We start from the raw sequence: 14,455 nt of genomic DNA, 5'->3' as shown, positions 1-14,455 counted from the left end.
GTGCGGCGGCTGGCGCCGCACGGTTCAATATCACGCGGGCCGTCGCCAGCCCGCGTGCAGGTCGTTCGTTCAGATCTCGTCGAGCCGTCGGCCCGCCAGCGCACGCTTGATGCTCTTGTCCATCCGGCGCGCCGCGAATTCGTCCGTGCCGTCGGCCAGTGTCTTGGTGGCGGTTTCGATCGCGTCCGTGTCGTCGCCCTGAGCGATCGTGCGCAGCGCCGCGACGAGCGCGTCCACCTGCGTGCGTTCGGCTTCATCGAGCAATTCGCCGTCGGCCGCCAGCGCCGCCTGCGTCGCCTCGATCATCCGCTCGGCCTCGACCTGCGCTTCGCGCAGCGCGCGCGCGCGCATATCGATCTCGGCGGTCTTGAAACTGTCCTCGAGCATCTTCGCGATGTCGTCGTCGGCGAGGCCATACGACGGCTTCACGACGACGGATGCCTCGACGCCCGAGTGCTGCTCGCGTGCGAACACCGACAGCAGCCCGTCCGCATCGACCTGATAGGTCACGCGGATGCGCGCCGCGCCGGCCGTCATCGGCGGGATGCCGCGCAGCTCGAAGCGCGCGAGCGACCGGCAGTCGGCGACGAGCTCGCGCTCGCCCTGCACGACGTGGATCGCCATCGCGGTCTGGCCGTCCTTGAAGGTCGTGAACTCCTGCGCACGCGCGATCGGAATCGTCGAATTGCGCGGAATGATCTTCTCGACGAGGCCGCCCATCGTCTCGACGCCGAGCGACAGCGGAATCACGTCGAGCAGCAGCCAGTCGTCGCCGCTGCCGCGATTGCCGGCAAGCAGGTCGGCCTGGATCGCCGCACCGAGCGCGACGACCTGGTCGGGGTCGAGATTGACGAGCGGCGGCTGGCCGAAATACTGCGCGACCGCGTCGCGGACCACCGGCATGCGCGTCGCGCCGCCGACGAGCACGACGCCCTTGATGTCGGCCGGGCTCACCTGCGCGTCGCGCAAGGCCTTGCGGGTCGGCGTCAGCGTACGCAGCACGAGCGGCTCGACGAGCGACTCGAACGTGTCGTGCGAGATCGTCTGCACGAGGCGCGCACCGCTCGACAGCGTCACGTCGAGCGACGCTTGCGGCGCGGATGACAGCGCTTCCTTCAGCACCCGCACGCGATCGAGCAGCAGGCGCACGTCCTCGGGCGCGAGCGCCTTCGCGTCGATGCCGGCCTGCGCGAGCACGTGGCCGAACAGCGCGTGGTCGAAATCGTCGCCACCGAGCGCGGAATCGCCGCCCGCGGCCAGCACCTCGAACACGCCCTTCGTCAGCTTCAGGATCGACAGGTCGAACGTGCCGCCACCGAGGTCGTACACCGCGTAGAGGCCTTCGGCCGCGTTGTCGAGACCGTAGGCGATCGCGGCCGCGGTCGGCTCGTTCAGCAGGCGCAGCACGTTGAGGCCCGCGAGACGCGCGGCGTCCTTCGTCGCCTGGCGCTGCGCGTCGTCGAAATACGCGGGTACCGTGATCACCGCGCCGACCAGGTCGTCGCCGAGCGTGTCTTCCGCGCGGTAACGCAGCGTCGCGAGAATCTCGGCCGATACTTCGACCGGGCTCTTCACGCCGTCGATCGTGCGGATCTGCACCATGCCCGGCGCGTCGATGAATTCGTACGGCGCGTTCGCCGCGCCTTCGACCTCGGCCTTGCCGCGGCCCATGAAGCGCTTGACCGACACGATCGTGTTGCGCGGATCGGTCGCGGCCTGCTCCTTCGCTTCGTGGCCGATGCGGCGGCCGCCCTTCTCCAGATAACGGACCACCGACGGCAGCAGCGCGCGGCCCGCCTCGTCCGGCAACACTTCGGGCACGCTGTTGCGCACGGCCGCGACGAGCGAGTTCGTCGTGCCGAGATCGATCCCGACAGCGAGTCGCCGCTGGTGCGGCGCCGGCGCCATGCCCGGTTCGGAAATTTGCAGTAAAGCCATCTTGGTTCGTTCGGGCGCTCGGCCCGTTTGCTGCGCGTGCCGCGAGGCACGCGGTTAAGTTTCGAGGCGCTCGATCTGCGCGCCCACTTCCGACGCGACCCGTTCGATGAACATCAACTGGCGTACGGCCTCGGCGGCGGCCTGGTCGGCCGCGCTGTCGAGCAGCGTGCCGAGGCGCTCGAGGCGCACGCGCTTTTCGTCGCGCAGTTCGGCGAGCAGCGCATCGAGCGCGTCGACGTTGCGGGCGGCCGCGGCATCCTCGATGCCCTCGCGCCACTCCATCTGCTGCATCAGGAACGCGGGCTCCATCGCGGTGTTGTTTTCAGCACCGATGTCGACGCCGCGCAGCGACAGCAGATAGGTCGCGCGCTTCAGCGGATCGCGCAGCGTGCGGTAGGCTTCGTTCGCACGCGTCGCCCATTGCATCGCGATGCGCTTTTGCGCGTCGCCGGCCGCCGCGAAGCGGTCCGGGTGCACCTGCGTCTGCACCGTGCGATACGCGCTGTCGAGCGCCGCCTCGTCGAGCGCGAATTGCGCCGGCAGGTGAAACAGATCGAAGTGGCTGTCTTTCAGCGAAACCATCGTCGCGTTCAATTCCGGTTCGTCGCGCGGCAAACGCCGCACATTAAAAAGGCGGCCCGTGCCGCCTCTTGCCCGCATCGCGCGGAAGACCGCGTCACACGCGGAACGATTCGCCGCAGCCGCACTCGTCCTTCACGTTCGGGTTGTTGAACTTGAACCCTTCGTTCAGCCCTTCGCGCGCGAAGTCGAGCTCGGTACCGTCGATGTACGCAAGGCTCTTCGGGTCGACGACGACCTTCACGCCATGGCTCTCGAACACCTGATCCTCGGGAGCCAGCTCGTCGACATACTCGAGCTTGTACGCGAGCCCCGAGCACCCGGTCGTGCGAACGCCAAGCCGCAGGCCCACACCCTTGCCGCGACGGACGAGGTATTTCTGGACGTGCTGTGCTGCTTTTTCGGTCAGTGTAATTGCCATGATGTCCTTGCCGCGGCGCGCCGCTCGGGCCCGCCGCGTTCATTCACAAGCCGCTCGATGCCGCTCAGGCCGCTGCCTGATCGCCTTCCTTGGTGTCGTGGCGCTTCTTGTAGTCGGCCACGGCTGCCTTGATCGCGTCTTCCGCGAGAATCGAGCAGTGAATCTTCACCGGTGGCAGCGCGAGCTCTTCGGCGATCTGCGTGTTCTTGATCGACAGCGCCTCGTCGAGCGTCTTGCCCTTCACCCATTCGGTCACGAGCGAGCTCGACGCGATGGCCGAACCGCAGCCGTACGTCTTGAACTTCGCGTCTTCGATCACGCCGTCCGCGCCGACGCGGATCTGCAGCTTCATCACGTCGCCGCAGGCCGGCGCGCCGACCATGCCCGTGCCGACCGCGTCGTCGTCCTTCGCGAACGAACCGACGTTACGCGGGTTTTCGTAGTGATCCAGAACCTTGTTGCTGTATGACATGACTCAGACTCCTTGACTCGTTACGTCTGCGTGCGCAAATCCGCCCGCGAATGTATTCAATGCGGTGTTCAGTGTGCGGCCCATTCGATCGTCGACAGATCGATGCCTTCCTGGTGCATTTCCCAGAGCGGCGACAGCTCGCGCAGCTTCGCGATCTTGCTGTTCAGCAGGTTGATCACGTAGTCGACGTCCTGCTCCGTCGTGAAGCGGCCGACCGTGAAGCGGATCGAGCTGTGGGCGAGTTCGTCGTTGCGGCCGAGCGCACGCAGCACGTACGACGGCTCCAGCGACGCCGACGTGCACGCGGAGCCCGACGACACCGCGACGTCCTTGATCGCCATGATCAGCGACTCGCCTTCGACGAAGTTGAAACTGATGTTCAGGTTGTGCGGGACACGGTGCTCCATGTCGCCGTTCACGTACGTTTCCTCGATCTGCGACAGGCCGCGCAGCAGCTTGTCGCGCAGCATGCGGACGCGCTCGTTCTCAGTCGCCATTTCCTCGCGCGCGATGCGGAACGCTTCGCCCATGCCGACGATCTGGTGCGTCGCCAGCGTGCCCGAACGCATCCCGCGCTCGTGGCCGCCGCCGTGCATCTGCGCTTCGATGCGCACGCGCGGCTTGCGGCGCACGTACAGCGCGCCGATGCCCTTCGGGCCGTAGGTCTTGTGCGCCGAGAACGACATCAGGTCGACCTTCAGCTTCGCGAGGTCGATCTCGACCTTGCCGGTCGACTGGGCGGCGTCGACGTGGAACACGATGCCCTTCTCGCGGCAGATCTCGCCGATCGTCTCGATGTCCTGGATCACGCCGATCTCGTTGTTCACGTGCATCACCGACACGAGGATCGTGTCCGGGCGCAGCGCGGCCTTGAACACGTCGAGGTCGATCAGGCCGTCGTCCTTCACGTCGAGATAGGTGACTTCGAAGCCGTCGCGCTCGAGCTCGCGGCAGGTGTCGAGCACGGCCTTGTGCTCGGTCTTCACCGTGATGATGTGCTTGCCCTTGCCCTTGTAGAAGTTCGCGGCACCCTTGATCGCCAGGTTGTCCGATTCCGTTGCGCCGGACGTCCAGATGATCTCGCGCGGATCCGCGTTCACGAGTGCGGCCACCTGTTCGCGCGCTTCCTCGACGGCGCGCTCCGCATCCCAGCCGTACGCGTGGCTACGCGACGCCGGATTGCCGAACTGCTCGCGCAGGTACGGCACCATCTTGTCGACCACGCGCGGGTCGACCGGCGTCGTCGCACTGTAATCCATGTAGATGGGCAGGTGGAGAGTCTCTTGGGTCATCTGTCGCTCCGGGTATTCTGTGCAGGGACTATGTGCGTTATGGGGTGTGCGGCGCGTTCGCGCTCACGAACTCGCGATGTTGAACACCGAATTGGGACCGAGCGGCATCGTGCGCACCGGTTCGGCCGGCGCCGCGACAGGCTCCGGCGTGCGCCGGTCGCGCAGCACCGCAGGTGCGCCCTCGCGTGCGCGCTGCTGATCGACGAGATCCTGCAGCGACACCGAATCGAGGTATTCGACCATTTTCTGGTTCAGGGTCGACCACAGCTCGTGCGTCATGCAATGGCCGTCGGGCTGCTTCGAGCCGTCGCACGTGCCTTTGCCGCCGCACTGCGTGGCGTCGAGCGGTTCATCGACCGCGATGATGATGTCGGCGACGGTGACGTCCTGCGCGCGGCGCGCGAGGTTGTAGCCGCCGCCCGGGCCGCGCACGGATTCGACGATTTCATGCCTGCGCAGCTTGCCGAACAGCTGTTCGAGATACGAGAGCGAAATCCGCTGGCGCTGGCTGATGCCTGCAAGCGTCACCGGGCCCTGCTCCTGGCGCAGTGCCAAGTCAATCATCGCCGTGACGGCGAAACGGCCTTTGGTGGTGAGTCTCATGGTGTCTAGGGGACTGCAATCTTGACGATTTTGGTCAAGTATAAATATTTGACGATTTTAGTCAAGTATCCATGTCTGCGACAGGGTATTCGCAGCACGCTGAATACCTTGCCTCGATCAGCGTGCGGCGCCGCTGCGGAGGGTGTCCAGCAGGCCCGCACACGCGCGCTCGACCTGGTCGAGCACCTGTTCGAAGCCCTGCGCGCCGCCGAAATAAGGATCGGCCACTTCGGTCTCGGCCGCGCCCGGCGCGAACTCCATCAGCAGGCGCACCTTGTCGCGAAGCTCGGGCGGACAGCGCCGGCGCAATTCCGCGAGATTGGCTTCATCCATCGCCAGCAGCAGGTCGAACCGCTCGAAATCCGCCGCGCTCACCTGCCGCGCCCGCAACGTCGACAGGTCGTAGCCGCGGGTGCGGGCCGCCGCCTGCGCGCGCGTGTCGGGCGGTTCGCCGACGTGCCAGTCGCCGGTGCCGGCCGAATCGATCGCGATCCGGTCGGCCAGCCCGGCCGCGTCCACCTGGTGGCGCATCACGCCTTCCGCCGTGGGCGAACGGCAGATATTGCCGAGACAGACGAAACAGATCGCAACGCGGGTCATCGCACTATCGGAAAGCCGCGGAGAACCGCGAGGGAGAAGAACGCGCCATTATACAAAGGCGCCCGAAATCGCGCCGCCGTGCAAAGCGACGGCGGCGTGCCTTACAGCGCCTTGGGTGCGGCGAGCACGACGTCGCCGGATGCGGCCGGCAACGGTTTCGTCGCGTCGTCGACCAGACCGAACGACACCGCGCGCGCCAGCTCGGCCGATGCCTGATGCACGGCGAGCGGACCACGCGCCGGCGCGTCGGCCATTGCGTGCAGATAGGCGAGCGCGGCGAGCGGGACGACGATTGCCAGCGGCCAGTACATCGATATTGTCTTTCTCATGATGCGGCTCCTTGACCTCATGCCCCGAAACCCGATTTCGGGGACTACAGGCAAGATTCTATAGACCGCACCTATCGAAATAAATGTGTAAATAGCGAACGCACTGTTGTCGCCCGATGAACAGTCGTCAGCCGAGGTGACTTTGCGATGCGGCGTACAGTTCGCGGAACGTGCGGCCGGTCGGCGTCGGCATGTCGCGCGTGTCCATCCAGCCGCCCATCATCGGCAGGCGCCGCAGCGTACCGCCGCTGCCGCCGAGCCGCTCGAGGACCCGCACCGCGAGCTTGGTCGCCAGCGCGTACAGCACCGGCCTGCGCGCGAAAAAGCCCCACGCGGCGAGCGCAGCGCGCTCGCGCCACGGTCGCAGATGCCGCTCGACCTGTTTCTCGCGCAGCGTGCGCAGCAGGTGCGACAGCGGGATCCCGGCCGGGCACACGCTGTCGCATTCGCCGCACAGCGTCGCGGCCTGCGGCAGGTCGAGCGCACGGTCGACGCCGACGTAGCTCGGCGTCAGCACCGACCCCATCGGGCCCGGATAGACCCATCCGTACGCGTGCCCGCCGACCTTCTGGTACACCGGGCAATGGTTCATGCACGCGCCGCAGCGGATGCAGCGCAGCATCTCCTGGAATGCGCCGCCGATCAGCCCCGTGCGGCCACCGTCGACGAGCACCACGTAGTTGTGCTCCGGGCCGTCCTCGTCGCCGGGGCCGCGCGGCCCGGTGAGCAGCGAGAAGTAGTTCGACGTCTTCTGCCCGGTCGCCGAGCGCGGCAGCAGACGCATCGCCGTCGCGAGATCCTCGAGCGTCGGCAGCACCTTCTCGATGCCCGTCACCGCGACGTGCACGCGCGGCATCACGGTGCACATCCCTTCGTTCCCCTCGTTCGTGACGAGCGCGACCGACCCCGTCTCGGCGATCACGAAGTTGCCGCCCGTCACGCCCATGTCGGCCGACAGGAAATGCGGACGCAGCACCTCGCGCGCCTCGCGCGTCATGTCGGGAATCTCGGTCAGCCGCTCGCGGTGGTGCGTGCGCGCGAACAGGTCGGCGATCTCGTCCTTGTCCTTGTGCACGACGGGCGCGATGATGTGGCTCGGCGGCTCGTTGTCGTTGATCTGCAGGATGTACTCACCGAGGTCCGTCTCGATCGACTGCACGCCCATCTCGGCGAGCACCGCGTTCAGGCGCATTTCCTCGGACACCATCGACTTCGTCTTGATGACCTTCTTCACGTCGTGGCGCCGCGCGATGTCGGCGACGAGCCGCGCGGCGTCCGCGGTCGTTTCCGCGAACAGCACCGTCGTGCCCCGCCGCGTCGCCTCGCGCTCGAACGCCTCGAGCCATACGTCGAGGTTCTCCAGCGCACGATTGCGGCGCGCCTTCAGCGCTGCGCGCGTCGCCGGGAAGTCGATTGCGGTCATCGCGTCGGCGCGCGCGGACACGAACTTGCTCGACAGCTTCTTCAGGTTCTGCTGCAGGCGCTGGTCGGCCAGCTTCTGGCCGGCACGCGCCTTGAAATGCATCGATTGGACTTGCATCGCGGTATCGGGGAAAAGTGAGCGGAACCGGGCGTCAGACGTCGCCCGCCAGCACCTGCGCGACGTGCAGCACGCGCGTGTCGCGGTCGCCCGTGCGGCGCAACCGCCCTTCGATGTTCAGCATGCAGCCGAGATCGCCGAGCACCACGGCGCCCGCGCCGGAGGCGCGCACGTTCGCGCATTTCTCGTCCGCGATGGCCGCCGAAATGTCGCCGTACTTGACCGCGAAGGTGCCGCCGAAGCCGCAGCAGTGCTCGCAGTCCTTCATCTCGGTGACGGCCACGCCGCGCTGCGCGAGCAGCGCGCGCGGCTGCGCCTTCACGCCGAGCTCGCGCAGGCCCGAACACGAGTCGTGGTAGGTGACGGGGCCCGCGAATTCGCCGGGCGCGAGCGTCACCTTCGCGACGTTCGCGAGGAAATCGGTCAGTTCGTACACTTTCTGCTGGAGCCGCGCATAGCGTCCCATCAGTTCGGGGTCGTCGCGGAACAGGTCGCCGTAGTGCGCGCGGATCATGCCGCCGCACGAGCCCGACGGCGCGACGACGTAGTCGAACTGCTCGAACTCGCGCAGCGTCTTTTCCGCGAGGTCGCGCGCGAGCGCGCGGTCGCCCGAATTGTAGGCAGGCTGGCCGCAGCAGGTTTGCGCAGGCGGCACGAACACCTCGTAGCCGGCATCGCGAATCAGTTTCAGCGCGGAAAAACCGATTTCCGGACGCATCAGGTCGACCAGGCAGGTCACGAACAAACCGACTCGCATACGCGCTCCTTCGAGAAAACGGCTCTCATTATCCGCCGTTTGGCCGGCAAGACCAACGCCGGCGCGTACGCAAGCGCGCACGGCCGGAAACGAGGACTTCCTCGAACGGCGTTCGCTTTTTTCACGATACGAGATACAATCGACGCAACACCGCTTGACGCGTCAACCGATTCTCCCCCGACATGAGCCAACCCACCCCGGATTCCAAAACGTCGATCCAGGTGATCGAACGCATGATGCGGCTGCTGGACGCGCTCGCCGCGCACAGCGACCCCGTCAGCCTGAAGGAGCTTGCGCAGCGCACCGACCTGCATCCGTCGACCGCGCACCGTATCCTCAACGACATGGTGACCTGCCGCCTCGTCGACCGTTCCGATCCCGGCACCTACCGGCTCGGCATGCGGCTGCTCGAGCTCGGCAACCTCGTGAAGGCGCGCCTGTCGGTGCGTGACGCGGCGCTGATGCCGATGCGCGAGCTGCACCGCCTGACCGGCCAGACCGTGAACCTGTCGGTGCGCCAGGGCGACGAAATCGTCTATATCGAGCGCGCGTATTCGGAGCGCTCGGGCATGCAGGTCGTCCGCGCGATCGGCGGCCGCGCGCCGCTGCACCTGACCTCGGTCGGCAAGCTGTTTCTCGCGGTCGACGAAACGTCGCGCGTGCGCGCCTATGCGACGCGCACCGGGCTGTCCGGCCATACGCAGAACAGCATTACCGACATCGCGAAGCTCGAGCGCGAGCTGACGCTCGTGCGCCAGCAATCGTGCGCGCGCGACAACGAGGAACTGGAGCTGGGCGTGCGCTGTATCGCGGCCGGCATCTATGACGACTCGGGCAAGCTCGTCGCGGGCCTGTCGCTATCGGCTCCGGCCGACCGCCTGCAGGACGCGTGGCTCGGCCAGCTGAGCCGCACCGCCCTGACCATCTCCGAATCGCTCGGCTACCGCCCCGCGCCCGCGAAAGATACGGAAGGGCTGCAGCGGCACGCGTGAGCCGCGCTACCCGCCGCATGGCGGCCGAACGAAAAAAGCCCCGCGATTTTGCGGGGCTTTTTCCTTGCGGCGACCGGTGCGGCGGCGAACCCCCGCGGCGCGATCAGGTGCCGCCGTTCGCCGTGTTGGCCGCCGTCAGGCGCTCGCCGCCGCCGGCGTCGAGCCAGTTGCGCAGGCGCGCCGCGTCGGCGAAGCGCGAATATTTGCCGAACGAATCCAGCAGCACCAGCACCATGGGACGGCCATGGATCGTCGCCTGCATCACGAGACACTCGCCTGCCTCGTTGATGAAGCCCGTCTTCTGCAGGCCGATGTCCCACGAGCCGTTGCCGCGGATCAGCGCGTTCGTGCTGTTGTAGACCAGGTTGCGCTTGCCCGTATTGACGTCGTATGTACGATCGGTCGAGAACTGGCGAATCATCGGGTACTGGTACGCGGCATTGACCATCTTCACGAGGTCGCGCGCGCTCGACACGTTCGAGCTCGACAGGCCCGTCGAATTCTCGAAGTGCGTGTCGTTCATGCCGAGCGACTTCGCCTTTGCGTTCATCGCGGCGATGAAGGCCGGACGGCCGCCCGGGTAGTAACGCGACAGCGCGGCAGCCGCGCGGTTTTCCGACGCCATCAGCGCGATGTGCAGCATGTCCTCGCGCGACAGAACCGAGCCGACCGACAGGCGCGAGCCCGTACCCTTCTCGTAGTCGCGATCTTCGTCGGTGACCTCGATCTGGTCGGCCATCGGCGCCTTCGCGTCGAGCACGACCATCGCCGTCATCAGCTTCGAGATCGACGCGATCGGCACGACCGCGTGCGAATTCTTGTCGAACAGCGGCTCGCCGGTGTTCTGGTCGACGACGTACGCGACGCTCGAGCGCAGCGCCAGTGCGTCCGGCGTGTCGTGCAGGCCGAATGCCTGACCGACCGTCGGGCGACGCGGCTGGAACGCCACCTTGCGCACCGCGCCGCGATGGCCGTGCACGTTCGACGCGAGCGTCGCGCGCTTGCGCGATGCCTTAGGCGCATCGGCCGACGCAACGTTGGCGGATTTTGCGGAGGCGGCCTTCACCTTCTTCTTCGTGGACGAAGCGGAAGCGGCTTTCTTGGCGGCCTGGTGAGTGTTCGCAGTGGCGGCAAAGGCGTCAGCGGGCGTGACGGACGCGGCGGTCGCCAGCAAGGCGACGGCGACCGAGACAGCCGTGCCGAGCGTCATGCTCTGCAACAATCTGCGCGGTGAAAACGATTCGGCTTTCATTGGGGTCTGGACAAAGCGGGCGGAGTTTCCGCAAGTGTAGTTAAAGCTGAAAAAAAGAGCAATATTAGGCACTTACCGATCGTCGTTAAACCGGAATGTAAGGGTCGCCCGACCATGAGTCGATCAACCTTCCCGCTCCCATCGAAAAAATTCATGGGATGCGCTGCCCGACAGCACCCGTCTCCCGATTACCACACGGTTAATTGAGATAACGTCACTTCGGCGACGATTTAAAGCGGGGAAAGTACGTATCCGGCGCTCGGCGTGCCTGTGGCACAGGTCTCGGCCGCGGCGGCGGCCCATCGCCACGGCGCGCGCATTGAAACGGTGCGCTCTTCGACAGGAACAGAAGCATAACGTTCCACACCCCTGTCAGGTTTACCTGTGCATGATCATGGTATGCCGTGCCTGCCCCTGCCCGGTGCGCACCATGTGGGATCGCGCGTGAAACCGATTCCGAACGACCGCGATAACTTGTTGTTTTATCGATAATTTGTCGCGATTGTGCAACGCACAAAAAGTGCTTGACAACTGTTTTCTCTGCCCTAAAATACGACTCATTGCTGCGTCGCACAAAGCGCGCACATCCGAGATTCCCCAGCGTAGTGCCCTTTACCCTGCGATCGACGCGATCGCTTTTCAGGAGCTTGACATGTCCTTGCTGACCCCCGAGCAAATCGCCGCCGCACAGAAAGCCAACCTCGAAAGCCTGTTCGGTCTGACGACCAAGGCGTTCGAAGGCGTCGAAAAGCTGATCGAACTGAACCTGCAGGTCGTGAAGTCGACGCTGACGGAGAGCCAGGAAAACGCACAGCGCCTGCTGTCGGTGAAGGACGCACAGGAACTGATCGCGCTGCAAGCGAGCCTGTCGCAACCGGTCGCGGAAAAGGTGCTGTCGTACGGCCGTCACCTGTATGAAATCGCGTCGGCGACGCAAGCCGAGTTCGCGAAGGTTGCCGAAGCGCAATTCGAAGAGCAGAACAAGAAGGTCCAGGCCCTCGTCGACAACGTCGCGAAGAACGCCCCGGCCGGTTCGGAAACGGCTGTTGCCGCGCTGAAGTCGGCACTGAACGCTGCGAACACCACGTACGAAACGGTCCAGAAGGCTGCGAAGCAAGCCGTCGAGATCGCCGAAACGAACTTCAACGCGGCTGCCGCTGTCGCGACGAAGGCTGCCAGCGCTGCTGCATCGCGCCGTTCGAGCAAGCCGGCCGCGTAAGCGTCCCCTGCTCCTGAAAAAGCCGCGCACTGCGCGGCTTTTTTGTTTCCGGCGCGTGAACATCCGTGCATCCGGTCGTCGGTGCGACACGGACAAAAGAAACGCCGCCGTCCGGGTGTCCCGGGCGGCGGCGTTTTTCATGGCCGGCGCGAGGCCGGCTGTGCCGATTGCGTTACTTCTTGCGTTGCGGCGGCAGGTCCGTACAGACGCCTTCGTACAGTTCGGCGGCCATGCCGACCGATTCGCCGAGCGTCGGGTGCGGATGGATCGTCTTGCCGATGTCTTCCGCGTCCGCGCCCATCTCGACGGCCAGGCACACTTCGCTGATCAGGTCGCCCGCGTTCAGGCCGACGATGCCGCCGCCGATCACGCGATGGGTTTCCTCGTCGAAGATCAGCTTCGTGAAGCCTTCGTCGCGGCCGTTCGCGATCGCGCGGCCCGAAGCGGCCCACGGGAACACGGCCTTGCCGTACTTGATGCCTTCGGCCTTGCACTGGTCTTCCGTCTTGCCGGCCCACGCCACTTCCGGATCCGTGTACGCCACCGACGGGATCTGCAGCGCGTCGAAGTACGCCTTCTCGCCGTGCGCGGCTTCCGCCGCGACGTGGCCTTCATGCACGGCCTTGTGCGCGAGCATCGGCTGGCCGACGACGTCGCCGATCGCGAAGATGTGCGGGACATTCGTGCGCATCTGCTTGTCGACGTCGATGAAGCCGCGATCCGTGACGGCGACGCCTGCCTTGTCGGCACCGATCGTCTTGCCGTTCGGGCTGCGGCCCACCGCGACCAGCACGAGGTCGTAGCGCTGCGCTTCCGCCGGCGCCTTCTCGCCCTCGAACTTCACGTAGATGCCGTCTTCCTTGGCTTCCGCGCCGACCGTCTTGGTCTTCAGCATCACGTTGCCGAAGCGCTTCGCGTTGTACTTTTCCCAGACCTTCACGAGATCGCGGTCCGCGCCCATCATCAGGCCGTCCATCATTTCGACCACGTCGATCTCGGCGCCGAGCGTCGCGTACACCGTCGCCATTTCGAGGCCGATGATGCCGCCGCCGATCACGAGCATGCGCTTGGGCAGCTGGCGCAGTTCGAGTGCGCCCGTCGAATCGACGACGCGCGGGTCTTCCGGCATGAACGGCAGCTTCACGGCCTGCGAGCCCGCGGCGATGATCGCCTGCTTGAACTTGACGACCTTCTTGCCGTTTTCGCCCTGCACTTCCATGTGATACGGATCGATGAACGCGCCGACGCCGGTGACCACGTCGACCTTGCGCGCCTTCGCCATGCCGGCGAGGCCCGTCGTCAGTTTCTTGACGACGCCGCCCTTGAAGTCGCGCAGCTTGTCGAGATCGACTTCCGGCTTGCCGAACGAGATGCCGTGCGCCGCGAGCGCCTCGGCTTCCTCGACGACGAGTGCCGTGTGCAGCAGCGCCTTCGACGGGATGCAGCCGACATTCAGGCATACGCCGCCGAGCGTCGAGTAGCGTTCGACCAGCACCGTCTTCATGCCGAGGTCCGCTGCGCGGAACGCGGCCGAGTAGCCGCCGGGGCCGGCGCCGAGCACGAGCATGTCGCATTCGATGTCGGCGGAGCCGCTGTAGCTGCCGGCTTGCGGCGCGGGTGCCGGGGCGGCGGCCGCCGGTGCCGGTGCAGCCGCTGCGGGCTTGGCCGGCTCCGGTGCCTTCGCGGGTGCGGCGGCGCCTGCCGCTGCTTCGACGAGTGCGATGACCGTGCCTTGCGAGACCTTGTCGCCGGCCTTGATCTTGATTTCCTTGACTGTGCCGGCGACGTCGCTGGGCACTTCCATGGAGGCTTTGTCCGATTCGAGCGTGATGAGCGTTTGCTCTTTTTCGATCACGTCGCCCGGCTTCACGTTGACTTCGATGACATCGACGCCGCTGAAATCGCCGATATCCGGAACCTTGACTTCGATGAGACTCATTACTGTCCCCTTCTTGATTAGCTGCAGACAGAGAGGGAGAGACCCGCAGAAAGAACCCGCAACGACGGCCTGACAAGAGAGCGCGAACCTGGGCAGGACCACCTTTGCCGTCCGCCCAAGGACGCGCCTTTCTTTTGGTTACTTTTCTTTGGAAGACAAAGAAAAGTGACCGCCGCCCCGCGCAGGGGCGACGCTAATAGACCGTTAGCAAAACAGGTTCAACGACAGAGCGTGGATAACAAACCAAAAAACCCACGCCCCCGCGAGCCCACTCCCCGCTCATCAAAGAATGATGCGACGGAAATCGGCAAGCAACGCGCCGAGATACGCATTGAACCGCGCGGCTTCCGCGCCATCGATGACGCGATGGTCATACGACAGCGACAGCGGCAGCGTGAGCCGCGGCACGAACTGCTTGCCGTCCCACACCGGCTTCATCTGGCCGCGCGACAACCCGAGGATCGCCACTTCCGGCGCGTTGATGATCGGCGTGAAGTTCGTGCCGCCGATCCCGCCGAGCGA

15 protein-coding genes are annotated in these 14,455 nt (G+C 65.7%); 2 read left to right on the top strand and 13 right to left on the bottom strand.

The features are described from left to right. Positions 1-69: 69 nt before the first annotated feature. The 10 genes from hscA to DIE21_RS28100 form a co-directional block, all read right to left on the bottom strand. Positions 70-1,938 (bottom strand): Fe-S protein assembly chaperone HscA, encoded by a 1,869-nt coding sequence (gene hscA / locus DIE21_RS28145; RefSeq protein ID WP_124500742.1) that lies wholly within the window; start codon positions 1,936-1,938, stop codon positions 70-72. Between the two features lie 54 nt (positions 1,939-1,992). Then, positions 1,993-2,520, bottom strand: a complete 528-nt coding sequence (gene hscB, locus DIE21_RS28140; RefSeq protein ID WP_034176899.1) for a Fe-S protein assembly co-chaperone HscB — start codon at positions 2,518-2,520, stop codon at positions 1,993-1,995. Positions 2,521-2,614: 94 nt separating this feature from the next. Next, positions 2,615-2,938, bottom strand: coding sequence for an iron-sulfur cluster assembly protein IscA (iscA, locus tag DIE21_RS28135; protein WP_011885413.1), 324 nt, complete (start codon positions 2,936-2,938; stop codon positions 2,615-2,617). A 64-nt stretch (positions 2,939-3,002) separates the two neighbouring features. Further along, positions 3,003-3,410, bottom strand: coding sequence for a Fe-S cluster assembly scaffold IscU (iscU, locus tag DIE21_RS28130; RefSeq protein WP_009691729.1), 408 nt, complete (start codon positions 3,408-3,410; stop codon positions 3,003-3,005). 68 nt (positions 3,411-3,478) lie between these two features. Continuing rightward, entirely contained in the window at positions 3,479-4,702 is a 1,224-nt protein-coding gene (locus DIE21_RS28125) for an IscS subfamily cysteine desulfurase (RefSeq protein WP_124500741.1), read from the bottom strand. 63 nt (positions 4,703-4,765) lie between these two features. Beyond that, the gene (gene iscR, locus DIE21_RS28120) at positions 4,766-5,305 is read right to left on the bottom strand and encodes a Fe-S cluster assembly transcriptional regulator IscR (RefSeq protein ID WP_009691731.1); all 540 of its coding nucleotides are present in this window, start codon (positions 5,303-5,305) and stop codon (positions 4,766-4,768) included. Between the two features lie 117 nt (positions 5,306-5,422). Next, positions 5,423-5,905 carry a low molecular weight protein-tyrosine-phosphatase gene (locus tag DIE21_RS28115; protein WP_124500740.1) on the bottom strand — a complete coding sequence of 161 codons (483 nt, stop codon included), beginning with the start codon at positions 5,903-5,905 and terminating at the stop codon, positions 5,423-5,425. Positions 5,906-6,006: 101 nt separating this feature from the next. Then, complete coding sequence (locus tag DIE21_RS28110) at positions 6,007-6,234, bottom strand: hypothetical protein (protein ID WP_124500739.1); 228 nt, start codon at positions 6,232-6,234, stop codon at positions 6,007-6,009. 127 nt (positions 6,235-6,361) lie between these two features. Further along, on the bottom strand, positions 6,362-7,774 hold the full coding sequence (locus DIE21_RS28105) for a lactate utilization protein B (RefSeq protein ID WP_124500738.1): 1,413 nt from the start codon (positions 7,772-7,774) through the stop codon (positions 6,362-6,364). Between the two features lie 34 nt (positions 7,775-7,808). Then, the gene (locus DIE21_RS28100) at positions 7,809-8,531 is read right to left on the bottom strand and encodes a (Fe-S)-binding protein (protein ID WP_124500737.1); all 723 of its coding nucleotides are present in this window, start codon (positions 8,529-8,531) and stop codon (positions 7,809-7,811) included. A gap of 182 nt (positions 8,532-8,713) precedes the next feature. Here DIE21_RS28100 and DIE21_RS28095 point away from each other — a divergent pair, with 182 nt between their 5' ends. Then, entirely contained in the window at positions 8,714-9,523 is an 810-nt protein-coding gene (locus DIE21_RS28095; RefSeq protein ID WP_057925430.1) for an IclR family transcriptional regulator, read from the top strand. Between the two features lie 103 nt (positions 9,524-9,626). Here the strand turns inward: DIE21_RS28095 and pbpG are convergent, their stop codons facing one another. After that, the gene (gene pbpG, locus DIE21_RS28090) at positions 9,627-10,775 is read right to left on the bottom strand and encodes a D-alanyl-D-alanine endopeptidase (RefSeq protein ID WP_124500736.1); all 1,149 of its coding nucleotides are present in this window, start codon (positions 10,773-10,775) and stop codon (positions 9,627-9,629) included. Between the two features lie 652 nt (positions 10,776-11,427). Between pbpG and DIE21_RS28085 the strand changes: the two genes are divergently transcribed. Then, entirely contained in the window at positions 11,428-11,994 is a 567-nt protein-coding gene (locus DIE21_RS28085; protein ID WP_124500735.1) for a phasin family protein, read from the top strand. 172 nt (positions 11,995-12,166) lie between these two features. Here the strand turns inward: DIE21_RS28085 and lpdA are convergent, their stop codons facing one another. After that, positions 12,167-13,933, bottom strand: a complete 1,767-nt coding sequence (lpdA, locus tag DIE21_RS28080) for a dihydrolipoyl dehydrogenase (RefSeq protein WP_124500734.1) — start codon at positions 13,931-13,933, stop codon at positions 12,167-12,169. Positions 13,934-14,215: 282 nt separating this feature from the next. After that, on the bottom strand, positions 14,216-14,455 hold a 240-nt coding region (locus DIE21_RS28070), incomplete at its 5' end, for a 2-oxo acid dehydrogenase subunit E2 (protein WP_185640711.1).

This window comes from Burkholderia sp. Bp9140, from assembly GCF_003853425.1.
GTDB lineage: Bacteria > Pseudomonadota > Gammaproteobacteria > Burkholderiales > Burkholderiaceae > Burkholderia.
Note: the sequence above shows the minus strand (reverse complement) of the source record. Positions and strands in the feature narration are given on the sequence as shown.

Excerpts from the sequence above, each read along its gene's own strand:
- lpdA (WP_124500734.1), bottom strand. The coding sequence starts at position 13,933 with ATGAGTCTCATCGAAGTCAAGGTTCCGGATATCGGCGATTTCAGCGGC.
- DIE21_RS28125 (WP_124500741.1), bottom strand. The coding sequence starts at position 4,702 with ATGACCCAAGAGACTCTCCACCTGCCCATCTACATGGATTACAGTGCG.
- hscA (WP_124500742.1), bottom strand. The coding sequence starts at position 1,938 with ATGGCTTTACTGCAAATTTCCGAACCGGGCATGGCGCCGGCGCCGCAC.
- iscA (WP_011885413.1), bottom strand. The coding sequence starts at position 2,938 with ATGGCAATTACACTGACCGAAAAAGCAGCACAGCACGTCCAGAAATAC.
- DIE21_RS28085 (WP_124500735.1), top strand. The coding sequence starts at position 11,428 with ATGTCCTTGCTGACCCCCGAGCAAATCGCCGCCGCACAGAAAGCCAAC.
- iscU (WP_009691729.1), bottom strand. The coding sequence starts at position 3,410 with ATGTCATACAGCAACAAGGTTCTGGATCACTACGAAAACCCGCGTAAC.
- iscR (WP_009691731.1), bottom strand. The coding sequence starts at position 5,305 with ATGAGACTCACCACCAAAGGCCGTTTCGCCGTCACGGCGATGATTGAC.
- DIE21_RS28110 (WP_124500739.1), bottom strand. The coding sequence starts at position 6,234 with ATGAGAAAGACAATATCGATGTACTGGCCGCTGGCAATCGTCGTCCCG.
- hscB (WP_034176899.1), bottom strand. The coding sequence starts at position 2,520 with ATGGTTTCGCTGAAAGACAGCCACTTCGATCTGTTTCACCTGCCGGCG.
- DIE21_RS28115 (WP_124500740.1), bottom strand. The coding sequence starts at position 5,905 with ATGACCCGCGTTGCGATCTGTTTCGTCTGTCTCGGCAATATCTGCCGT.
- DIE21_RS28105 (WP_124500738.1), bottom strand. The coding sequence starts at position 7,774 with ATGCAAGTCCAATCGATGCATTTCAAGGCGCGTGCCGGCCAGAAGCTG.
- DIE21_RS28100 (WP_124500737.1), bottom strand. The coding sequence starts at position 8,531 with ATGCGAGTCGGTTTGTTCGTGACCTGCCTGGTCGACCTGATGCGTCCG.
- DIE21_RS28095 (WP_057925430.1), top strand. The coding sequence starts at position 8,714 with ATGAGCCAACCCACCCCGGATTCCAAAACGTCGATCCAGGTGATCGAA.
- pbpG (WP_124500736.1), bottom strand. The coding sequence starts at position 10,775 with ATGAAAGCCGAATCGTTTTCACCGCGCAGATTGTTGCAGAGCATGACG.